This window comes from Leifsonia sp. fls2-241-R2A-40a, from assembly GCF_030209575.1.
Lineage (GTDB): Bacteria > Actinomycetota > Actinomycetes > Actinomycetales > Microbacteriaceae > Leifsonia.
In genome coordinates, this window is the sequence record NZ_JARVRS010000001.1 from 3,067,754 (window position 1) to 3,089,541 (window position 21,788).

A 21,788-nucleotide genomic window follows, 5' to 3' on the forward strand; every position below is an offset into this window, starting at 1 on the left:
TTCGTCACGAATGCTCGTCATTCGTCACGAATGCGCACGATTCGTGACGAATCAGGGCCGCTCTCGCCCTAGACCTCTTTGATGAGGTTCGTGATGCGGATGGTGCTGCAGCGGCGACCCTGATCGTCGGTGACCGCGATCTCGTGCGTCGTCAGCGTGCGGCCGAGGTGGATGGGCGTGCACACGCCGGTCACATAGCCGCTCGTCGCTGCGCGGGTATGGGAGGCGTTGATCTCGATCCCGACGGCGAGGCGCCCTTCGCCCGCGTACAGGTTCGCCGACATCGAGCCGAGCGACTCGCCCAGCACGACGTACGCGCCCCCGTGCAGGAGGTCGGCGGGCTGCGTGTTCCCCTCCACCGGCATGCGCGCCACGGCCCGCTCCACGGTGAATTCGAGCATCTCGATGCCCATCTTCTCGGCCAGGCGGCCGAGCCCCCTCTGCTGCACGTACGTGAGCGCGTCTTCGGTCATCCTCGGCCTCTCCTGACGGTCGTCTGCGGTGTCACCGGCCCCTTGTAGGCTTGCCTGGTGTCAGACTCCGAAAAGCCTACCCTCCTCGTGATCGACGGTCATTCGCTCGCTTTCCGGGCCTTCTACGCTCTTCCGGTCGACAGTTTCGTCAACCGCGAGGGCCAGCACACCAACGCGATCCACGGCTTCATCGCGATGTTCATCAACCTGCTCCAGCAGCAGAAGCCGACCCACATCGCGGTCGCGTTCGACATCTCCCGCTACTCCTTCCGCACGCGCGAGTACCCGGAGTACAAGGGCACGCGCGGCGAGACGCCGTCCGAGTTCGCCGGCCAGGTCCCGCTGCTCGAAGAGGCGCTGCACGCCATGAACGTTACGACCATCGCGAAGGAGGACTACGAGGCCGACGACATCCTCGCCACCCTCGCCCGCCGCGGGGTGGAGGAGGGTTACAAGGTCCTCCTGGTCTCCGGCGACCGTGACACCATCCAGCTGGTCAACGACGACGTCACCCTGCTCTACCCGAACGTCCGCGGCGTCTCCGAGCTGAAGATCTACGACCCGGCGGCGGTCCGCGAGAAGTACGGGATCGACCCGCACCAGTATCCCGAGATCGCCGCACTCGTCGGCGAGACGAGCGACAACCTCATCGGCATCGACAAGGTCGGCGAGAAGACGGCCGTCAAGTGGGTGCAGCAGTACGGCACGGTCGAGAACATCGTCGCCCACGCCGACGAGATCAAGGGCGTCGTCGGTCAGAACCTGCGCGACCAGAAGGAGAACGCCCTCCGCAACCGCCGGCTCAACCAGCTGCTCGACGACGTCGAACTGCCCATCGCGCTCGACGACCTCGAGCGCAAGCCGCTCAACGAGAACGCCGTGCGCGACATCTTCGCGCGCCTGCAGTTCAAGACCCTGCTCGATCGCCTGATGAAGACGGCCGCCGAAGAGGGGATGCTCGACGGCGTCGTCAGCGTCACCGAGGTGGGCGATGCGGGTGCGGTGAGCGCTCCGGCCGTCCGCACGATGGTCGACGAGGAGCTCGCGAACTGGCTGTCGAAGGCCTCCGCCGATGGCGCCGCCGTTGCCGTGCAGCTGGAGGTCGGGCCGGCGGGGATCACCGGGTTCGGGCTCGCCGCCGCCGACGACACCGTTTATGTGCCGTGGGTCCCCGGCCGCAAAGACTATGCAGCGCTGGAGGAGTGGCTCGCCAGCAGCGCGCCGAAGTACTTCTTCCACGCCAAGCCTCAGTTCAAGTCGATGAGCCGGGCGGGATTCGTGGTCGACGGGCTCGCCTTCGACACCCGGATCGCGTCGTGGCTGGTGAAGCCCGGCGCCGCTCCGCAGTCGCTGGCGGAGCAGGTCTACGAGGTGCTCGGAGAGACGCTTCCCGTGTCCGACCCGAACCAGCTGGTCCCGATCAACGACGCGGTCAGCCCCGCGACCGAGGCCTGGTACATCCGACGCGTCGCCGAGGGGCAGATGATCGCCCTCGACGAGGGCACCCGCGCCGTGCTCGACGACATCGAACTGCCGCTCGTCGCGGTGCTCGCCGAGATGGAACTGAGCGGCGTCTCGATGGACTCCGAGGTTCTCGCGCGGCTGCGGGGGCAACTCACCGACAAGGCCAACGACTACGCGGCGCAGGCGTACGCCCAGGTCGGGCACGAGCTCAACCTCGGCTCGCCCAAGCAGCTGCAGCAGGTGCTCTTCGAAGAGCTCGGCATGCCGAAGACCCGCGCGACCAAGACCGGCTACTCGACCGACGCCGGTTCGCTCGCCGACCTGCAAGAGAAGAACCCGCACCCCTTCCTCGGGCTGCTGCTCCAGCATCGGGATGCCACCAAGCTCAAGCAGATCATCGAGACACTGGAGCGTTCGGTCGAGTCGGATGGGCGCATCCACACCACCTACGACCAGACCGGCACCAGCACGGGCCGCATCTCCTCGAACGACCCGAACCTGCAGAACATCCCGATCCGCACGGAGGAGGGGCGCGAGATCCGTTCGGCGTTCCGCCACGGCGAGGGCTTCGAGACGCTGCTCACGGCCGACTACTCGCAGATCGAGATGCGCATCATGGCGCACCTGTCGGAGGACCCGGGGCTGATCGAAGCGTTCAACGCGGGGGAGGACCTCCACCGGTTCGTCGGCTCCCGCGTCTTCGGTGTCGAGCCCGCCGAGGTGTCGTCCGCGATGCGCACCAAGGTGAAGGCGATGTCCTACGGGCTGGCCTATGGCCTGAGCGCGTTCGGGCTCTCGAAGCAGCTGCGCATCGAGACGTCGGAGGCGCGTCAGCTGATGACGGACTACTTCGAGCGCTTCGGCGCGGTGCGCGACTACCTGCGCAACGTGGTGGAGCAGGCACGCGTCGACGGGTTCACCGAGACGATCTTCGGGCGGCGGCGCCCGTTCGCCGACCTCACGTCGACCAACCGCGTGCTGCGGGAGAACGCCGAGCGCCAGGCGCTCAATGCGCCGATCCAGGGCTCGGCGGCCGACATCATGAAGGTGGCCATGCTCGGGATCGCCGGTGACATCATCGACCAGCGGCTCGAGTCGCGCATGCTGCTGCAGGTGCACGACGAGCTCATCTTCGAGGTCGCCACGGGAGAGTGGGATGCGCTGGAGTCGATCGTGCGCGCCCGCATGGCCGGCGCGGCCGATCTCCGCGTGCCCCTCGACGTCCAGGTGGGTCGCGGCTCCAACTGGGACGCCGCCGCGCACTGATCCTCCCGACGGTTACGCTGCGATTGTGAGCGAGCTCGAGCCGCGCAAGCGCCGGAAGAAGGCGGTCGTTCCGCGACGCATCCCGAGCGAGATCGTGCCGGTCGCCCCGGAGGAGGCGCGCGACTTCGTGCGCGACGCGCTGAAGGGGACCAGCCTGCGAGATCCGTTCGCGCAGCTCCTCTCGGCTCAGTTCGTCTTCGAGCAGCGGGTGCGGTGCATCCCCGTGGATGCGACGCACACGCGGATCGAGTTCGACGCGGTCGAGACGGTGCCCGGCGCCAACGTGCTGCTGTACACGCGGCGTCTCGGCGAAATCGACCGATTCTTCGTCGCACTGCATGACGAACTGGATCGCCGCGGACTCGCGTGACCTGTGCACGCACGGTCGTCCAGTCGACTTCTCCACAGGCAGAGGTTCCCCGTGCCTTCCGCCGGGTGTGATCGATAGGGTCGACGCATGACCAACGATCAGAAGCGCGAACCCACCCCGGTCGACACGATCGCCGAGGAGTGGGTGGACACCCAGCTCGAGCTCTTCCCCGAGTACCACGTGTGGCTCGGCCGACCCGGTCGCGAAGGCGAGTACGCCGACTACTCGCCGGCCGGCGCAGAGACCGCCATCGCGAAGGTGAAGGAGGCGCTCGCCCGCATCGAAGCAGCCGAGCCGGTCGACGACATCGACCGCATCACCAAGATGGACCTCGCCCGCGAGCTCCAGCTCGACGTCGAGAAGCACGAGGCCGGCTTCGCCCAGCGCGACCTCAACGTCATCGCCTCGCCGGCACAGGGGCTGCGCGAGATCTTCGACCTGGTCCCGACCGACACCGAAGACGACTGGTCCAACGTCGCCAAGCGCCTCCACAACCTGCCGGCGGCGATGGACGGCTACATCGAGACGCTGCGGAGCGGCATCGCGGCGGGCAACGTCCCGGCCGTCCGCCAGGTGCGCGAGGTGCTGGCGCAGGCGCGCAAGCAGGTCGCCGACACCGGCTTCTTCTTCGACTTCACCGGCGACGCCCGGCCGCTCAACGGAGTGCTGCCGGAGTCGCTCAAGAACGACCTCACCGCCGGCGCGCAGGAGTCCGCCCAGGCGTACGCGGCGCTGGCCGACTTCCTCGAGAACGAGCTGGCGCCGCACGCACCCGAGAAGGATGCGGTCGGCCGCGAGCTGTACGCTCTGGCGTCCCGCAGTTTCGTCGGCGCCACGGTCGACCTCGACGAGACGTACGAATGGGGCATCGAGGAGCTCGCACGCATGCGCGCCGAGCAGGAGTCGATCGCCCGCGAGATCAAGCCGGGCGCAAGCGTCCGTGAGGCCATCGAGTTCCTCGACGGCGACCCCAGCCGCAAGCTGCACGGCACCGACGCGCTGCAGCGCTGGATGCAGGAGACCAGTGACCGGGCGATCGAAGAGCTGGGCAAGTCGCATTTCGACATCCCGGCCGAGATCCGACGGCTCGAGTGCATGATCGCCCCCACGCAGGAGGGCGGCATCTACTACACGGGCCCGAGCGACGACTTCGCGCGTGCCGGCCGCATGTGGTGGAGCGTTCCCGTGGGTGTCACCGAGTTCGACACCTGGCGAGAGCTGACGACCGTCTACCACGAGGGCGTCCCGGGCCACCACCTGCAGATCGCGCAGGCGACCTACAACAAGGCGCAACTCAACTCGTGGCGGCGCATCGCCGGCACCTCCGGGCACGCCGAGGGCTGGGCCCTGTACGCCGAGCGTCTGATGGAGCAGCTGGGATACCTCGACGACCCGGCCGACCGGCTGGGCATGCTCGACGGCCAGCGCATGCGCGCCGCGCGCGTCGTGCTCGACATCGGCGTGCACCTCGAGAAGCCGCTGCCGGACGGATCGCGTGCGTGGACGGGCGAGGACGCCTTCCCGTTCCTGCGCGAGAACGTCAACATGAACGACGGCTTCGTCCGCTTCGAGGTGAACCGTTACCTCGGCTGGCCGGGGCAGGCGCCGTCGTACAAGATCGGTCAGCGCATCTGGGAGCAGCTCCGCGACGAGTACGCCCGCCGGGAGGGCGCATCCTTCGACATCAAGGCCTTCCACAAGAAGGCGCTCGACATCGGCGGCGTGGGCCTCGACACCCTGAAGTCGGCGCTGCTCGACTGACGCAGCGCATCCTCCGCAACCGGTGACCTCTCCGTACCGCGCCGTGCTGGGCGCGGCGTTCGACGACCTGCATCCGCGGCTGCGGGTGTACTTCGACGCTCTTCCGGACGGCGCGGTGGGGCAGGGGAGCGGCGTGTTCGAGACCGTGGGCACCCCGCGGCGGTGGATGTGGCCGGTGCTTGCGCTGTTCGCCCGGGCGCATGTCATGTTCCCCGTCTGGCAGCGCGACGTCCCGTTCACCGTCGTGAACCGGGCGGTGGCGGCGGCGGACGGATCGCCCGCCGTCGCCGCTGTCCGGCGCTTCGAGCTTCACGGGCGGCCGGCCATCATGGTCGATGAGATCGGCGTGGGGGGCGGGGCGCTGACCGACCGGCTGGGCGACCCCGTCCGCACCGAGGCACGGTTTGCGGCGACCGTGCGAGACGGCGGTCTGCGCCTGCGGTCGACCGCCGTGTGGCTGGTCGTCGGCGGCCGCCGGGTGCGCATCCCGAACCTCCTCGCCCCGGTGGTCGTGCTCACGGAGCGCTGGGACGACGCCACCGAGCGACAGCTGGTGTCGATCACCGTGGCACTGCCGGTCGTCGGCAGGATCTATCAGTATCGAGGGCGGTTCCAGTACGGGATCGCAGAACAGGAGCAGCGGTCGGAGTGAGCGAACGAATCGTCATCGCCGGGGCGTCCGGATTCCTCGGGCGCTACCTGGAGCGGCACTACCGCGACGCTGGGGCGGAGGTCGTCCTGGTCGGCCGGAGCGGGCCCGACGTCCGCTGGGACGACGCCGCCGGGCTGCGCGCAGCCGTCACCGGAGCTTCCGCGGTCATCAACCTCGCCGGGAAGAGCGTCGACTGCCGCTACAGCGACGCCAACCGTGCCGAGATCTTCCGGTCGCGCCTCGCAACGACCGCGGCCGTCCGGGAAGCGATCGCCGCGAGCGACTCCCCGCCGCCTGTCTGGTTCAACGCCAGCACTGCGACGATCTACCGTCACGCGGAGGACCGGCCGATGACCGAGTCCACGGGCGAGCTCGGTACGGGCTTCTCGGTGGAGGTGGCGAAGGCGTGGGAGCGGGAGCTGTTCGCGGGCGCGCTGCCCGGAACCCGGCGGGTCGCCCTCCGCATGGCGATCGTGCTCGGAGACGGCAGCGCCCTGACGCCGCTGGTCAACCTCGTGCGCTTCGGCCTCGGCGGACCCCAGGTCGACGGACCATGGTTAGCGACGGCCGCGAGGCGGAACGCCGGGACCTTCCACGAGTTCCGGGCGCGGGGAGGGCGTCAGCGCTTCAGCTGGGTCCACATCGCCGATGTGCTCGGCGCGATCGAGTTCGTGCGCGACCACGCCGAGTTGGACGGCCCGGTCAACGTGTCCTCGCCGAACCCCACCGACAACCGCACCATGATGGCGACGCTGCGGCGCCTCCTCGGCGCGCGCATCGGCCTCCCGGCCTCCCGGTGGATGCTCGAACTGGGCTCCGTCGCCATCCGCACCGAGACCGAACTCGTGTTGAAAAGCCGCTGGGTGGTGCCCGAGCGCCTGCTCGACGCCGGGTACGAATTCGCCTACCCGGACCTGGAGCCGGCGCTCAGCGACATCCTCGCCGACCGCGGCTTGCTGCACGCGTCCGCAGCCCGGTAGACTGGAACGTCACTTGTCTGACACCTCTATCCGCCTGCCGTTCGCGGAACACAAAAACAGAACCATCGCGACCGGCCTGATTCCTGTCCATTACGGAGCACCCACTACATGACAACCGCAACGACCGACAAGGCACCCAAGCAGGTCGCCGTCAACGACATCGGATCTGCTGAGGACTTTCTTGCCGCGGTCGAAAAGACGCTGAAGTTCTTCAACGACGGAGACCTCATCGAAGGCACCGTCGTCAAGATCGACCGCGACGAGGTCCTCCTCGACGTCGGTTACAAGACGGAGGGCGTCATCCCCTCCCGCGAGCTTTCCATCAAGCACGACGTCGACCCCACCGAGGTCGTCGAGGTCGGCGACACCGTCGAGGCCCTCGTTCTCCAGAAGGAGGACAAGGAAGGCCGCCTCATCCTGTCCAAGAAGCGTGCGCAGTACGAGCGCGCGTGGGGCGATGTGGAGAAGATCAAGGAAGCCGACGGCGTGGTCACCGGTACGGTGATCGAGGTCGTCAAGGGCGGCCTGATCGTCGACATCGGCCTCCGCGGCTTCCTGCCGGCCTCGCTCATCGAGCTGCGCCGCGTCCGCGACCTCACCCCCTACCTGGGTCAGGAGATCGAGGCGAAGATCCTCGAGCTCGACAAGAACCGCAACAACGTGGTGCTCTCGCGCCGCGCGCTGCTGGAGCAGACCCAGTCGGAGTCTCGCACCACGTTCCTCAACAACCTGCACAAGGGCCAGGTCCGCAAGGGCGTCGTCTCGTCGATCGTCAACTTCGGTGCGTTCGTCGACCTCGGCGGCGTCGACGGTCTCGTCCACGTGTCGGAGCTCTCCTGGAAGCACATCGAGCACGCCTCCGAGGTCGTCGAGGTGGGCCAGGAGGTCACCGTCGAGATCCTCGAGGTCGACCTCGACCGCGAGCGCGTCTCGCTGTCGCTCAAGGCGACGCAGGAGGACCCGTGGCAGGTCTTCGCCCGCACCCACGCGATCGGTCAGGTCGCACCGGGCAAGGTCACGAAGCTCGTCCCGTTCGGTGCGTTCGTCCGCGTCGCAGACGGCATCGAGGGCCTCGTCCACATCTCCGAGCTGTCGGGCAAGCACGTCGAGCTGGCCGAGCAGGTCGTCTCGGTGGGCGACGAGGTGTTCGTCAAGGTCATCGACATCGACCTGGAGCGCCGCCGCATCTCGCTGAGCCTCAAGCAGGCCAACGAGGGCGTCGACCCCGAGGGCACCGAGTTCGACCCGGCCCTCTACGGCATGGTCACCGAGTACGACGACCAGGGGAACTACAAGTACCCCGAGGGCTTCGACCCGGAGACCAACGAGTGGAAGGAAGGCTTCGAGACGCAGCGCGACGAGTGGGAGCAGCAGTACGCTGCCGCCCAGGCGCGCTGGGAGGCGCACAAGCGCCAGGTCGCGAAGGGCCTCGAAGAGGCTGCCGCCGACAGCGGTACGTCCTCCTACACGTCCGAGTCGGGCAACAGCGGCACCCTCGCCGACGACGAGTCGCTCGCGGCTCTGCGCGAGAAGCTCAGCTCCAACAACTGAGCACCCGCTCCTAGAGACGGCCGGTCCTTCGGGACCGGCCGTTTCGGCGTTCCGGGCCACTCGACGGCCAGAGCGGAGGCGAGGCTAGGCTGAGCGAGTGCAGCTGATCGGACTCACCGGCGGGATCGCCTCCGGCAAATCGACCATCGCCTCCCGACTCGCCTCCCACGGCGCCGTCGTCGTCGACGCCGACCGCATCGCGCGCGAGGTCGTCGAGCCGGGCACCCCGGCCCTCGCGCAGATCGCCGAACGCTTCGGCGATGGGGTGATCGCCGCCGACGGCAGCCTCGACCGTCCGGCCCTCGGCGCGATCGTCTTCGGCGACCCGGAGGCGCTGCAGGCGCTGAACGGCATCACGCATCCTGCCGTGCTCGCCGCGTCGACCGAGCGCTTCCGCGCCGCCGCAGAGGCCGACCCCGAGGCGATCGTCGTCTACGACGTCCCGCTGCTCGTGGAGTCGGCCAACGAGTACCCCTTCGATCGCGTCGTCGTCGCGCACGCGCCCGCCGAGACGCGCATCCATCGCCTGGTGACCCTGCGCGGGATGGACGCGGCCGAGGCCGAGCGCCGCATCCGCTCGCAGGCCACCGACGAGCAGCGGCTCGCCGTCGCCGACGACGTCATCGACACCGGCGGCACGCTTCAGCAGACGCTGGACCAGGTCGACTCTCTGTGGGAGCGACTGCGCGCCGCATCCTGAGCCACGCCTCCCTTGTGCGCGCGACGACTCGGAGTGCAGGCCGTTCCGCTGTGAGCGAGAGCCGGACCGAGTGTCGGTGGTCCTTCCTAGACTGGAGGCATGCTTCCCACGCGCTCCGTCCGTCCCTTCGAGGTCGTCAGCGAGTACAGCCCGAGCGGTGACCAGCCTCAGGCGATCGCCGAGCTCGCCGGCCGCATCAACGCCGGCGAGACCGACGTGGTCCTGCTGGGCGCGACCGGTACCGGTAAGTCGGCGACCACGGCCTGGCTGATCGAGCAGGTGCAGCGTCCCACCCTGGTGCTGGCCCACAACAAGACCCTGGCCGCTCAGCTGGCGAACGAGTTCCGCGAGCTGCTGCCGAACAACGCCGTCGAGTACTTCGTGTCCTACTACGACTACTACCAGCCCGAGGCGTACGTCCCGCAGACCGACACCTTCATCGAGAAGGACTCGTCGATTAACTCCGAGGTCGAGCGACTGCGGCACTCGACCACGAACTCCCTGCTGAGCCGCCGCGACGTCGTCGTGGTCTCCACGGTGTCGTGCATCTACGGCCTCGGTGCGGCCGAGGAGTACCTGGAGGCGATGGTCGCCCTGCAGGTCGGCCAGAACGTCGGTCGCGACGCGCTCATCCGCCGCTTCGTCGGGATGCAGTACGAGCGCAACGACGTCGACTTCTCGCGCGGCAAGTTCCGGGTGCGCGGCGACACGATCGAGATCATCCCGATGTACGAGGAGCACGCCGTCCGCATCGAGCTGTTCGGTGACGAGATCGAGGCGCTGTACTCGCTGCACCCGCTGACCGGCGAGGTGCTGCAGAAGATGGATGCGGTGTCGGTGTTCCCGGCGACGCACTACGCCGCGAGCCCCGCCACGATGCAGCGCGCCATCGTCACGATCCAAGACGAGCTGCGCGAGCGGCTGCAGGAGCTGGAGCGCGAGGGCAAGCTGCTCGAGGCCCAGCGTCTGCGCATGCGCACCCAATTCGACCTCGAGATGATGGAGCAGATCGGCTTCTGCTCTGGCATCGAGAACTACTCGCGGCACATCGACGGCCGGCTGCCGGGCGAGGCGCCGCACTGCCTGCTCGACTACTTCCCGGACGACTTCCTGGTGGTCATCGACGAGTCCCACGTGACCGTGCCGCAGATCGGCGCGATGTACGAGGGCGACGCGTCGCGCAAGCGCACCCTGGTGGAGCACGGCTTCCGCTTGCCGAGCGCGCTCGATAACCGGCCGCTCAAATGGAACGAATTCAAAGACCGCGTCGGCCAGACCGTCTACCTGTCCGCGACGCCGGGCAAGTACGAGATGGGCATCGCCGACGGCGTGGTCGAGCAGATCATCCGCCCGACCGGCCTGATCGACCCGGAGATCGTCGTCAAGCCGACGAAGGGGCAGATCGACGACCTGCTCGAGGAGATCCGCGTGCGGGTCGAGCGCGACGAGCGCATCCTGGTCACGACGCTCACCAAGAAGATGGCGGAGGAGCTCACCGACTTCCTGGCGGAGGCCGGGGTGAAGGTCCGCTACCTGCACTCGGATGTCGACACCCTCCGCCGCGTCGAGCTCCTCACCGAGCTGCGTGCCGGCGTCTACGACGTGCTCGTCGGCATCAACCTGCTGCGAGAAGGACTCGACCTCCCGGAGGTGTCGCTGGTCGCGATCCTCGATGCCGACAAGGAAGGCTTCCTGCGCTCGTCGACGTCGCTCATCCAGACCATCGGGCGTGCGGCGCGAAACGTGTCCGGGGCGGTACACATGTACGCCGACGTCCTGACCGATTCGATGAAGAGCGCGATCGAGGAGACCGACCGGCGGCGCGAGAAGCAGATCGAGTACAACCGCGTCAACGGCATCGACCCGCAGCCGCTTCGCAAGCGCATCGCCGACATCACCGACATCCTGGCGCGCGAAGAGGCCGACACGGCTCGGATGCTCGCCGGGCGGGAGCAGAAGCGCAAGAGCCCCACGCCCAACCTCCGCAACGGCGGCATCGCTGCGCAGGGGGCGGCTGAGCTCGAGAGCATCATCTCCGACCTCAACCAGCAGATGCTGGCGGCGGCAGGTGAGCTGAAGTTCGAGTTGGCCGCGCGGTTGCGTGACGAACTGTCCGACCTCAAGCGCGACCTCCGGCAGATGGAGAAGGCCGGCCACCTGGGCTGAGCCGCGCGGCCTCCGCAGCAGCAAGGGCTTCGCAGTCACTCGAGCACCGCAGCGACGGATGTCGGGCTACGGTGGCAGGGTGGCGACGAAGGCGGCGGGGCGGCGGCGGTGGACACTCGCGGCCTGCGTCGCGCTCGTGGCCGTCGCGCTGGCTGCCGTCGCGTTCCAGGGTGCACCGCAGTTCACCGGGCCGCGGATGTTCCTGCCGCCGGCGCCCATCCGCACCGACCCGGTCGAGCAGCGCGCCACCGGAACGCCAGAGCCCGGTCAGGCGTACCACGAGACCCGGCTCGACCTCTCCTGGGTGCTGATCGGCCTGATCATCCTCGCGGTCATCATCGCGCTCGCCCTCATCTGGCGGCTCCGCCGACGTCGCGGCGCCCCACCGGAACTCCCGTCGCTGGGCGACGTGAGCGGCGCTGACACGTCCAGCCCGCAGGCGTCGCCGGAACCCGAGCCCGAGCCCGAGCACGTCAGGAGAGGGCTGGACCGAGCCGCCGAGGTGCTCGCCAAAGAGCGCGAGCCGCGTGATGCGGTCGAACGCGCGTGGCTGGGTCTCGAAGAAGGCGCGGCCGACTCCGGCGTCCGACGCCTCCCCGCCGAGACCCCGGCCGAATTCGCGGCGCGGGTCGTCGCGCGGGTCGCCGCCGATCGGGATGCTGCGGGTCGCCTCCTCTCGCTCTACCTGCGGGCCCGCTTCAGCAGCGCCCCCGTCACTCCGGGCGACGTCGCAGCTGCTCGCGAGGCGGTGGACGCGCTCCGCTCCTCCTGGAACAGCGGACGAGCCGCGGGCCGCGCCCATCCCGCCGACTCCGGCCAGGGACGCCGATGACGACGACCCAGCGCCGTCGCCTCCCACCGCGCATGCTGCGGCGACTCATCTTGTCCGCCCTCCTCGGCATCGCCCTCGCTGTCGCCGCCTGGTACCTCGGGATGGATGCGCCCCACGCGATCGGTCTCGGGGCCGCGGTCCTCGCACTGACCGCCTGTCTCTCGGCGCTGGGGGAGGCGCCCGACGTCATCTGGGCCGTTCCCGCCGCGCCGCCGCGACCGGGGTCCCGGAGGGATGTCGTGCAGCTGGGATGGTCGTACAGTTCTCGCGGCGGCCGCGTCTCGCCGGAGGGCCTGCGCGCGCTCCGCTCGGTCGCCGAGCGCACGCTGCGGCTGCGCGGTCTCGACCTCGAGGACCGTGCCGCCGATCCGCAGCTCGACCTGCTTCTCGGTCCCGAGCTGCTTGCGCTCCTGCGACGCGGTTCCGCCGTCGCGCCCCCGCGCACCGCCCAACTCGGCGCCATGCTCGACCGCCTGGAGGCGATCGCCCGTCACGACGACGCCGCGCCGTCCCAACCGAACGGCGGGCCGCGGGCCCGCACGTCCGCCCCGACCTCTGAGGAGACGCCCCGTGCCCGCTGACCCCCGCACCGCATCCGCTGCGCCGCCCGTCGCCCTCCCGATCGCGGAGGTCGCGCGCCTGGGCGCCGACGTCCTCGACCGGGTCGGGAGCGTCGTCGTCGGGATGCGCGAGCCGCTCCGCGTCGCGTTCGCGACCATCCTGGCCGGCGGTCACGTGCTGTTCGAGGACGTCCCGGGACTCGGCAAGACCCTCGCCGCACGCAGCATCGCCGCAGCCGTCGGCCTCGATTTCCGCCGGCTGCAATGCACGCCCGACCTCCTGCCGTCGGACATCACGGGCTCGTTCGTGTACGTGCCGAGCACGTCCGACTTCGAGTTCCGCCCCGGCCCCGTCTTCACGGGGCTCTTCCTGGCGGACGAGATCAACCGCACGTCGCCGAAGACGCAGTCGGCGCTGCTGGAGGCGATGGCGGAGGGGCAGGTATCGGTGGAGGGACGCAGCTTCCCGCTGCCGTCGCCGTTCCACGTCGTGGCGACGGCGAACCCGATCGAGTCGGAGGGCACGTACGCGCTGCCCGAAGCGCAGCTCGACCGCTTCATGGTCCGACTCAGCGTCGGCTATCCGGATGAGGCGGGCGAGGCGCGGGTGCTGCTGGCGCGCGTCGCCCGGCGGCACGAGGTGGCGACGGTCGACCCGGTGATCGACGCCGACACCCTGGCGGCCATGCAGGCGGGGGTCGAGGCGGTCGACGTCGACCCCGACATCGCGGAGTACTGCGTGCGCCTCGCGGCGGCGACGCGGAGGCATCGCTCGGTGGAGGTCGGCGCCTCCCCACGCGGGTCGCAGGGACTCCTGCTGGTCGCCCGCGCCCTCGCCGTCCTCGCCGGCCGCGATTTCGTCATCCCCGATGATGTGAAAGCGGTGGCCGTCCCGGTACTGGCGCACCGTCTCACCCTCACCGTGCAGGGCTGGACCAGCGGAGTGACCGCGGAACAGGTGGTCACCGAGGTCGTCAACACCGTCGCCGGACCGCCCGCAGTCGGGGCGGCCCGACGCGCGGGCGACGAGGCGCCGGCGCTGTGACCACGTCACGGTCACGGCCGAGCGGGATGCGCCCGCGGGTCCGCCGATGACGGATCGCACGAGCACGTCGACACGGACGCGGTGGATGCTGAGCCCCTCCCTCGCCGCGGCCGTCATCCTGGGCGTGATCGGCGTCGTCGTCGCCTTCGTGATGTCGCGGCCGGAACCCGCCCTCGTCGGCGCGCCGCTTCTGCTCGCCGCGGCGATGGGATGGGACCGGCGCCCCTCGTCGACGGCGTCCGCCGACGCGCCCTCCGACCTGGTCACCGTCACCGCCTCGGTCGCATCCGCCGCCGGCGTCCACGACGACGGGGGAGTCCCGGTCCTCTCCGTCGAACTGGGCGCTTCGGCCACGCAACGGCCGGACGCCCTGCAGCTGCGCCTCGCGCTGGGCGGTGCCGCGCCCGTCGACGCGGTCGTCACGCCGCGTGCCGCGGTCGCGCTCCGCGGCGAGGTGCCGGTGGTCCACTCGGGTCGCCAGCAGGTTGCCGGGGTGCAGGCACGCGCGGTCGGGGCCGACGCCGCGTGGGTCGGCGAACCGGGGGAGGAGGCCGCCGTGGACCGCGTGGTGCGCCCGCGCCAGCTGCCCGTCCGCAGCCTCCCGCTTCCGGCTCGGCTGCTCGGACTGACCGGCCAGCACACCTCCTCGCGCCCGGGTGACGGCGGCGAGTTCCGGGACATCGACCTGTTCCATCCCGGCGACCGGCTGCGCCGCATCGACTGGCGCGCCACCGCGCGTGCGGGACGTGCGGGGGAGCTGTATGTCCGCCGCACCACCGCGACCTCCGACGCTGCGGTCCACCTCGTCCTCGACGCACGGGACGAGCTCGGCGCTGCGGTCGCCGACTGGCCGCGCCCCTACCCCCGCCCGGCCGTCTCCTCGCTGGATGTGGCGCGCGAGGCGGCGTCCTCCCTCGCCGCCGCCTATTCCGCGGTGGGCGACCGCGTCGGCTTCGATGATCTCGGGGAGTCGCGGCGCGTCCTCCCGCCGCGCGCCGGGGCGCGGCACCGTGAGCGGGTGCTGCGGGCCATCGAGCTGACCGTGCCCAACGGCGTGCCCTATCAGCGCGTCCGCGCCCCGCGGCTGTCGCCCGGGTCTCTGGCGTTCGTCCTCTCGGTCTTCCTCGACGATCAGCCGCTCACCCTCGCGCTGACGTGGCGCGCGGCGGGTCACCGGGTGATCGCCGTCGACGTGCTGCCGGCCCGCGAGGGGCGCGACCTTCCCGTGCGCGATCGCCTGGCGTTGCGGACCATCGAGCTGGAGCGTCGTGTCCGGCTGCAGCAGTTGCAGGCCGGGGGAGTCGAGCTGCTGACCTGGGAGGATCCGGCGGTCCGCGAGGCGGCGTTCCTCGCACTGACGACCAGGGCGGCCCGGCGATGAGCGCCCGTCCGGAGCTCGGAGGCCCGCCGGCCCTCGCCGTGGTCACGGTCCCTGGATGGTCGCTGCGCGCGCTGTTCGCGGCGATCGCCCTCCCGCTCGTCCTGGTCGGCGTCCCGACCGGCGCATGGACCGGGATCGCGGCCATCCTCGTCGGCGTCGCCCTCTGGCGTCCCCGCTGGCTCACCGCGTGGGTGCTCCTGGGCGTGCTCGTGCTCTCGTCGCTGATCGAGCCGGGCGTCCTGACGGTGCGGCTGATCGCGCTGATCGCCGGAGTGCACGCCCTCCACGTCGTCGCCGCCTGGATGCTGGTCGTGCCCGTGACCGCGCGGGTGCAGCCCGCTGTGCTGCTGTCGTCCTTGCGCCGCTTCGTCCTGATCCAGCTCCCCGTGCAGGCCGCCGCTGCCGTGCTCCTCCTGGTCCGTGCCGGAGCAGGCGCTCCCGTGCTGGCGATCCCCGCCGGGCTGGCCCTCGCGGCGGTCGTCGGGATGCTCTTCCCCGCGCTCCTGCGTCGCCCGCCGCGCTGACTCCGTCCACTCGACGGGTAGCAATGTCGGTGGTCGCGCTTAGACTCGCGCCTGCATGGGTGAGCCGTGCCGCATCCGGTAGAATCGAACACACGTTCGATCCCTCGGGCGGGATGCGCGGTGGGCGAACAGCCCCGATTTCACAGCACGGATGGCGGAGAATAGAGCGAGTGAGCAGCGGGCGAGTGAATAGCGAGACGGGAAACATCAGCAGAGTGACGGGGTCGCACCTCAGCGTGCGCGGAGCACGCGTGCACAACCTCCACAACGTCGACCTCGAGATCCCGCGTGACTCGATGGTCGTCTTCACGGGTCTCTCCGGCTCGGGCAAGTCGTCTCTGGCGTTCGACACGATCTTCGCCGAGGGGCAGCGCCGCTACGTCGAGTCGCTGTCCGCCTACGCGCGCCAGTTCCTCGGTCAGGTCGACCGTCCGGACGTCGACTTCATCGAAGGTCTGAGCCCGGCCGTTTCGATCGACCAGAAGTCGACCAACCGCAACCCGCGGTCGACCGTGGGCACGATCACCGAGATCTACGACTACATGCGACTGCTGTGGGCCCGCATCGGCGTGCCGCACTGCCCGATCTGCGGTGAGCGCATCCAGCGCCAGACGGTCCAGCAGATCGCCGACCAGCTGATGGAGCTGGAGACCGGCACCCGGTACATGGTCGTCAGCCCGGTGGTCTCGCAGAAGAAGGGTGAGTTCGTCGACCTCTTCAAAGAGCTGGCGGCGAGCGGCTACTCGCGTGCACTGGTCGATGGCGAGCAGATCCAGCTGGCCGACCCGCCGACGCTGAAGAAGCAGGTCAAGCACGACATCTCCGTCGTCGTCGACCGCCTGGTCGCGGGTCCGGACATCCTGGGCCGCCTCACCGACTCCCTCGAGACGGCGCTGCGGCTGACCGACGGACTCGTTCAGATCAACTACGTCGACCGCGAGGGCGCGGCCGCGTGGCAGAACTTCAGCGAGAAGCTGTCGTGCCCGAAGGGCCACCCGATCCAGCTGACCGAGATCGAGCCGCGGACGTTCTCGTTCAACGCGCCTTTCGGCGCCTGCCCCGAGTGCTCCGGCCTCGGCACACGCATGTCGGTGGACGACGAGCTGCTGCTCGGCGACGACGAGCTGAGCATCGCCGAAGGCGTGATCGTGCCCTGGACCACCCAGGGCAAGGGACTCTTCAACTACTACGAGAAGCTGCTCGACGGCCTCGCACGCGACCTGAAGTTCTCGCTGAAGACCCCGTGGAAGAAGCTCCCCGACAACGTCAAGGACGCGGTCCTCCACGGCGACAACTTCGAGGTCAAGGTGCGGTGGAAGAACCGCTACGGCCGCGAGATGTCCTACACCTCCGGCTTCGAGGGCGTGGTGCCCTACATCGAGCGCCAGTACCTCCAGGCCGAGACCGACACGCAGCGGGCCCGCTGGGCCGAGTACCTGCGCGAAGTGCCGTGCCCGGTCTGCGGCGGCAAGCGTCTGAAGCCCGAGGTCCTCGCGGTGCTCGTGCACGGCAAGAGCATCGCGGATGCCTCCCTGCTGAGCCTGAGCGACGCCCGCAGCTTCATGGAGAAGCTGCACCTGACCGAGCGCGAGCAGAAGATCGGCGCGCAGGTGCTGCGCGAGATCAAGATCCGCCTCGACTTCCTCATCCAGGTCGGGCTGAGCTACCTCGACCTGGCGCGGGCGGCGGGCACGCTGTCCGGCGGCGAGGCGCAGCGCATCCGCCTGGCGACCCAGATCGGCTCCGGGCTCACCGGCGTGCTCTACGTGCTCGACGAGCCCAGCATCGGTCTGCACCAGCGCGACAACCGGCGCCTCATCGACACCCTCGTCGCGCTGCGCGACCTCGGCAACACGCTCATCGTGGTCGAGCACGACGAGGACACCATCCGCACCGCCGACTGGATCGTGGACATCGGTCCGGGGGCGGGAGTCAACGGCGGTCACGTCGTGCACTCCGGCTCGTACGACGAGCTGCTGAAGAACACCGAATCGCTCACCGGCGACTACCTGGCCGGCCGTCGCGAGATCGTCATCCCCTCGAAGCGCCGCAAGATCGACAAGAAGCGGATGATCCGAGTCGTGGATGCGGAAGCCAACAACCTGAAGAAGGTGACGGTCGACTTCCCGCTCGGGACGTTCGTGGCGGTCACCGGCGTGTCCGGTTCCGGCAAGTCGTCGCTGGTCAACGACATCCTGTACCGGGTGATGGCGAACAAGCTCAACGGCGCCCGCAAGGTCCCGGGCAAGCACCGCACCGTCACCGGTCTCGAGAACCTCGACAAGGTCGTGCACGTCGACCAGGCGCCGATCGGACGCACGCCGCGCTCGAACCCGGCCACCTACACCGGCGTGTTCGACCGCATCCGCAACCTGTTCGCCGAGACGCCGGAGGCGAAGGCCCGCGGCTACCTGCCCGGCCGGTTCAGCTTCAACGTCAAGGGCGGCCGCTGCGAGGCGTGCTCGGGTGACGGCACGATCAAGATCGAGATGAACTTCCTGCCCGACGTGTACGTCGCGTGCGAGGTGTGCGGGGGAGCCCGGTACAACCGCGACACGCTGTCCGTGCACTACAAGGGCAAGAACATCGCCGAGGTGCTCGACATGCCGATCAGCGAGGCGGCGGAGTTCTTCCGTCCGATCTCGGCCATCCACCGGTTCCTGCAGACGCTGGTCGACGTGGGTCTCGGCTACGTGCGGCTCGGACAGAGCGCGACCACGCTCTCCGGCGGCGAGGCGCAGCGCGTCAAGCTGGCCACCGAGCTGCAGCGCCGCTCCAACGGGCGCAGCGTCTACGTGCTCGACGAGCCGACCACCGGTCTGCACTTCGAGGACGTTCGCAAGCTCCTGCTGGTGCTGAACGGTCTGCTCGAGAAGGGCAACACCGTGATCGTCATCGAGCACAACCTCGACGTCATCAAGTCGGCCGACTGGATCGTCGACATGGGTCCGGAGGGCGGCGCCGGCGGCGGCGAGGTCATCGCGACGGGAACCCCGGAGCAGGTCGCCGAGGCACCCGGCAGCCACACCGGCTTCTTCCTCAAGGAGATCCTGCAGGGCGAGTCGGCCCGGGGCGCCGCGTAAGGCGCGCCGTGGCCGACACCGTCAGCTACCGGCCCAAGGCCGGCGAGATCCCGACGCAGCCGGGCGTGTACCGGTTCCGCGACAAGAACCGGCGCGTGCTCTACGTGGGCAAGGCGAAGAACCTGCGCGCCCGGCTGAGCAACTACTTCCAGCCGCTGCGGAGTCTGCACGAGCGCACCCGCCGGATGGTCACCACCGCCTCCAGCGTGGAGTGGACGGTCGTGGGCACCGAGTACGAGGCGCTTCAGCTCGAGTACACGTGGATCAAGGAGTTCAACCCGCCGTTCAACGTCAAGTTCCGCGACGACAAGACCTACCCGTACCTGGCGGTGACACTCGGCGACCGCATCCCGCGGGTCATGATCACGCGCAACCGCAACATGAAGGACGCGCGGTACTTCGGGCCGTACACGAAGGTCTGGGCCATCCGCGAGACGGTCGACCTCATGCTGAAGGCGTTCCCGATGCGGAGCTGCTCCGACGGCGTCTACCGCCGCGCGGAGCTCACCGGCCGCCCGTGCCTGCTCGGCGACATCGGCAAGTGCGCCGCCCCCTGCGTCGGCCGGATCACTCCCGAGGACCACAAGTCGCTCGCGATCGACTTCGCGTCGTTCATGGCCGGCAACGACACCGGCTACCTGCGCGACCTGAACGAGAAGATGCGTCAGGCCGCGAGCACGATGGACTACGAAGCGGCCGCTCGCCACCGCGATGCCATCCAGGCGCTGGAGGGCGCGCTCGGCAAGAGCGCGGTCGTGCTGACCGAGAACATCGACGCCGACGTCTTCGGCATCGCCCACGACGAGCTCGCCGCGGCCGTGCAGCAGTTCATCGTCCGCGGCGGCCGGGTGCGCGGTGTGCGCAGTTGGGTGGTCGACAAGGAGCTCGACATGGAGCTCGGCGAGCTGGTCGAGACCGTCGTCCAGAACGCCTATGACGGCCCCGACGCGCCGCCGCGCGAGATCCTCGTCCCCGAGCTGCCGGAGGACACCGCCGAGCTGGAGCAGTGGCTCACGCAACGCCGCCGGGAGACCCCGGACCCGTCCGCCCCGCGCGGGCGGCACACCGGCCGGGTCGAGCTGCGGACCGCTCAGCGCGGCGAGAAGGCGGCCCTCGCGCAGACGGTCTCGATGAACGCCAAGAACGCGCTCATTCTCTACAAGACCCGGCGCAGCTCCGACTTCGTGGCGCGCTCCCAGGCGCTCAACGACATCCAGGACGCCCTGGGGATGAACGACGCCCCGCTGCGGATGGAGTGCTACGACGTGTCGCACCTGAGCGGCACGAACATCGTCGCCTCGATGGTGGTGTTCGAGGACGGCCTGCCCCGCAAGGACCAGTACCGCCGGTTCAGCATCCCGGAGTCCACCGACGACACCGAGTCGATCTACCAAGTGATCTCGCGTCGGCTGGCCTACCTGAAGGATGCGCCGGCCGCCACCGCAGACCTCTCCGACGACGACCGGGCCGCCGAGGAGACCGCGCTCGACGCGGAGGGCGCCGAGGGGGCCGACGAGGTGGTCGAGGAGGCCGCCGAGCGCCGCCGTCGCAAGTTCTCGTACCCGCCGAACCTGCTGCTCGTCGACGGCGGTCAGCCCCAGGTGGCCGCGGCCAAGCGTGCGCTGGACGAGTCGGGCGTCACGGGCATCCAGCTCGCCGGCATCGCGAAGCGCCTGGAGGAGATCTGGCTGCCGGACTCCGACTTCCCCGTCATCCTGCCGCGCAACAGCGACGCACTGTTCCTGATCCAGCGCCTCCGCGACGAGGCGCACCGGTTCGCGATCACCTACCAGCGCGCACGCCGCAAGCGCGACATCGGCACGGTGCTGGGGGAGATCCCCGGCCTCGGCCCATCGCGCGTCAAAGAGCTGCTGAAGCACTTCGGCTCGGTCACCCAGCTGCGCAAGGCCACGCCCGAGCAGATCGCGGAGGTGCGGGGTGTCGGACCGACGCTCGCGACCGCGATCTTCGAGCGGCTCGCCGACAGCGGCAGGAGCGACAGTGCGGCCGAGGAGAGCGGGCGGGCGTCCGGGGTCAGTCGCTAGGCTGGAGGGACACCGACACGGAGGAGACCGGACGATGGCCACCGACGACGACACTGTCGCAAGCGGGCAGCAACAGGAAGTCCTCATCGTCACCGGGATGTCGGGCGCAGGCCGTTCCACGGTCGCCAACGCGCTGGAGGATCTCGACTGGTACGTCGTCGACAACCTCCCGCCGCAGATGCTGCGCCCGCTGATCGAGCTCGCCAACCGGGCGGAGTCGGGGCTCCCGCGCATCGCTGCGGTCGTCGACGTCCGCGGGCGGAACTTCTTCGTCGATCTGCGCGAGATGATCCAGAGCCTGCGCGAGGGCACCAAGGTCCGCGTGCTCTTCCTGGAGGCGTCGGATGCGGTGCTCGTGCGCCGATTCGAGCAGGTGCGCCGGCCGCACCCGCTGCAGGGGGACGGGACGATCCTCGACGGCATCTCCGCCGAGCGGGCGCGACTGCGCGAGATCCGCGAGGCGAGCGACATCATCGTCGACACCACCGACCTCAACATCCACCAGCTGGCGACGAACATCACCGACACCTTCGCCGCCGAGGACGCGGCGGACGTGCAGGTCACCGTGATGAGCTTCGGCTTCAAGTACGGCCTGCCCGCCGACGCCGACCTGGTCGCCGACGCACGGTTCCTGCCGAACCCGTTCTGGAACCCGGAACTTCGGCCGCACACCGGCCTCGAGGAGGTCGTGCGCGACTTCGTTCTGGAGCAGGACGGCGCCACCGAGTTCATCCAGGCTTACGTCGCTGCGCTCCGCCCGATCATGGCGGGCTACGGGCGCGAGAACAAACGTCACGCGCTGATCGCGATAGGCTGCACTGGCGGAAAGCACCGGTCCGTCGCGATTGCGGAAGAGCTCGCGGCGCGGTTGCGCAGTTTCCCCGGTCTGTCGGTCAACACCAAGCACCGAGACCTCGGCCGAGAATGAATGATTC

The 21,788-nt window shown here is 69.5% G+C and carries 17 protein-coding genes; 16 read left to right on the forward strand and 1 reads right to left on the reverse strand.

Features of this window, described 5'->3' with window-relative positions; all coding sequences use genetic code 11:
• Nucleotides 1-68: 68 nt before the first annotated feature.
• A complete protein-coding gene (locus QRN40_RS15150; RefSeq protein WP_285116584.1) occupies nucleotides 69-473 on the reverse strand; it encodes a hotdog fold thioesterase in 405 nt (134 codons plus the stop codon).
• A gap of 57 nt (nucleotides 474-530) precedes the next feature.
• Between QRN40_RS15150 and polA the strand changes: the two genes are divergently transcribed.
• From polA to rapZ, 16 genes are all read left to right on the forward strand, one after another.
• Complete coding sequence (gene polA, locus QRN40_RS15155) at nucleotides 531-3,203, forward strand: DNA polymerase I (protein ID WP_285116586.1); 2,673 nt, start codon at nucleotides 531-533, stop codon at nucleotides 3,201-3,203.
• A 25-nt stretch (nucleotides 3,204-3,228) separates the two neighbouring features.
• Nucleotides 3,229-3,573, forward strand: a complete 345-nt coding sequence (locus QRN40_RS15160; RefSeq protein ID WP_285116587.1) for a hypothetical protein — start codon at nucleotides 3,229-3,231, stop codon at nucleotides 3,571-3,573.
• An 87-nt stretch (nucleotides 3,574-3,660) separates the two neighbouring features.
• Entirely contained in the window at nucleotides 3,661-5,334 is a 1,674-nt protein-coding gene (locus QRN40_RS15165; protein ID WP_285116589.1) for a DUF885 domain-containing protein, read from the forward strand.
• A gap of 22 nt (nucleotides 5,335-5,356) precedes the next feature.
• A complete protein-coding gene (locus tag QRN40_RS15170; RefSeq protein ID WP_285116591.1) occupies nucleotides 5,357-5,986 on the forward strand; it encodes a DUF4166 domain-containing protein in 630 nt (209 codons plus the stop codon).
• Complete coding sequence (locus QRN40_RS15175; RefSeq protein ID WP_285116592.1) at nucleotides 5,983-6,966, forward strand: epimerase; 984 nt, start codon at nucleotides 5,983-5,985, stop codon at nucleotides 6,964-6,966. The genes QRN40_RS15170 and QRN40_RS15175 overlap by 4 nt, the downstream gene beginning before the upstream one ends.
• A 108-nt stretch (nucleotides 6,967-7,074) precedes the next feature.
• Nucleotides 7,075-8,517 carry a 30S ribosomal protein S1 gene (gene rpsA, locus QRN40_RS15180; protein WP_285116593.1) on the forward strand — a complete coding sequence of 481 codons (1,443 nt, stop codon included), beginning with the start codon at nucleotides 7,075-7,077 and terminating at the stop codon, nucleotides 8,515-8,517.
• Between the two features lie 97 nt (nucleotides 8,518-8,614).
• Nucleotides 8,615-9,217: a dephospho-CoA kinase gene (coaE, locus tag QRN40_RS15185; RefSeq protein WP_285116595.1), complete on the forward strand. Its 603-nt coding sequence runs from the start codon at nucleotides 8,615-8,617 to the stop codon at nucleotides 9,215-9,217.
• 99 nt (nucleotides 9,218-9,316) lie between these two features.
• The gene (gene uvrB, locus QRN40_RS15190; protein WP_285116596.1) at nucleotides 9,317-11,383 is read left to right on the forward strand and encodes an excinuclease ABC subunit UvrB; all 2,067 of its coding nucleotides are present in this window, start codon (nucleotides 9,317-9,319) and stop codon (nucleotides 11,381-11,383) included.
• Nucleotides 11,384-11,462: 79 nt separating this feature from the next.
• A complete protein-coding gene (locus QRN40_RS15195; protein WP_285116597.1) occupies nucleotides 11,463-12,215 on the forward strand; it encodes a DUF4129 domain-containing protein in 753 nt (250 codons plus the stop codon).
• Complete coding sequence (locus QRN40_RS15200; RefSeq protein WP_285116599.1) at nucleotides 12,212-12,796, forward strand: hypothetical protein; 585 nt, start codon at nucleotides 12,212-12,214, stop codon at nucleotides 12,794-12,796. The genes QRN40_RS15195 and QRN40_RS15200 overlap by 4 nt, the downstream gene beginning before the upstream one ends.
• The gene (locus tag QRN40_RS15205) at nucleotides 12,786-13,820 is read left to right on the forward strand and encodes an AAA family ATPase (RefSeq protein ID WP_285116600.1); all 1,035 of its coding nucleotides are present in this window, start codon (nucleotides 12,786-12,788) and stop codon (nucleotides 13,818-13,820) included. Before QRN40_RS15200 ends, QRN40_RS15205 begins: the two co-directional genes overlap by 11 nt.
• A 46-nt stretch (nucleotides 13,821-13,866) precedes the next feature.
• On the forward strand, nucleotides 13,867-15,201 hold the full coding sequence (locus tag QRN40_RS15210; RefSeq protein WP_285116602.1) for a DUF58 domain-containing protein: 1,335 nt from the start codon (nucleotides 13,867-13,869) through the stop codon (nucleotides 15,199-15,201).
• Complete coding sequence (locus QRN40_RS15215) at nucleotides 15,198-15,725, forward strand: hypothetical protein (protein ID WP_285116603.1); 528 nt, start codon at nucleotides 15,198-15,200, stop codon at nucleotides 15,723-15,725. Before QRN40_RS15210 ends, QRN40_RS15215 begins: the two co-directional genes overlap by 4 nt.
• A gap of 113 nt (nucleotides 15,726-15,838) precedes the next feature.
• Entirely contained in the window at nucleotides 15,839-18,808 is a 2,970-nt protein-coding gene (uvrA, locus tag QRN40_RS15220) for an excinuclease ABC subunit UvrA (RefSeq protein WP_502878922.1), read from the forward strand.
• 8 nt (nucleotides 18,809-18,816) lie between these two features.
• Complete coding sequence (uvrC, locus tag QRN40_RS15225) at nucleotides 18,817-20,853, forward strand: excinuclease ABC subunit UvrC (protein WP_285116606.1); 2,037 nt, start codon at nucleotides 18,817-18,819, stop codon at nucleotides 20,851-20,853.
• A gap of 34 nt (nucleotides 20,854-20,887) precedes the next feature.
• On the forward strand, nucleotides 20,888-21,781 hold the full coding sequence (gene rapZ, locus QRN40_RS15230; protein WP_285116608.1) for an RNase adapter RapZ: 894 nt from the start codon (nucleotides 20,888-20,890) through the stop codon (nucleotides 21,779-21,781).
• The last annotated feature ends 7 nt before the right edge of the window (nucleotides 21,782-21,788 follow it).

Bases quoted from the DNA above. Each gene is read 5' to 3' on its own strand.
- rapZ (WP_285116608.1), top strand. From the start codon at position 20,888: ATGGCCACCGACGACGACACTGTCGCAAGCGGGCAGCAACAGGAAGTC.
- uvrB (WP_285116596.1), top strand. From the start codon at position 9,317: ATGCTTCCCACGCGCTCCGTCCGTCCCTTCGAGGTCGTCAGCGAGTAC.
- QRN40_RS15165 (WP_285116589.1), top strand. From the start codon at position 3,661: ATGACCAACGATCAGAAGCGCGAACCCACCCCGGTCGACACGATCGCC.
- QRN40_RS15215 (WP_285116603.1), top strand. From the start codon at position 15,198: ATGAGCGCCCGTCCGGAGCTCGGAGGCCCGCCGGCCCTCGCCGTGGTC.
- uvrA (WP_502878922.1), top strand. From the start codon at position 15,839: ATGCGCGGTGGGCGAACAGCCCCGATTTCACAGCACGGATGGCGGAGA.
- QRN40_RS15200 (WP_285116599.1), top strand. From the start codon at position 12,212: ATGACGACGACCCAGCGCCGTCGCCTCCCACCGCGCATGCTGCGGCGA.
- QRN40_RS15210 (WP_285116602.1), top strand. From the start codon at position 13,867: ATGACGGATCGCACGAGCACGTCGACACGGACGCGGTGGATGCTGAGC.
- rpsA (WP_285116593.1), top strand. From the start codon at position 7,075: ATGACAACCGCAACGACCGACAAGGCACCCAAGCAGGTCGCCGTCAAC.
- QRN40_RS15150 (WP_285116584.1), bottom strand. From the start codon at position 473: ATGACCGAAGACGCGCTCACGTACGTGCAGCAGAGGGGGCTCGGCCGC.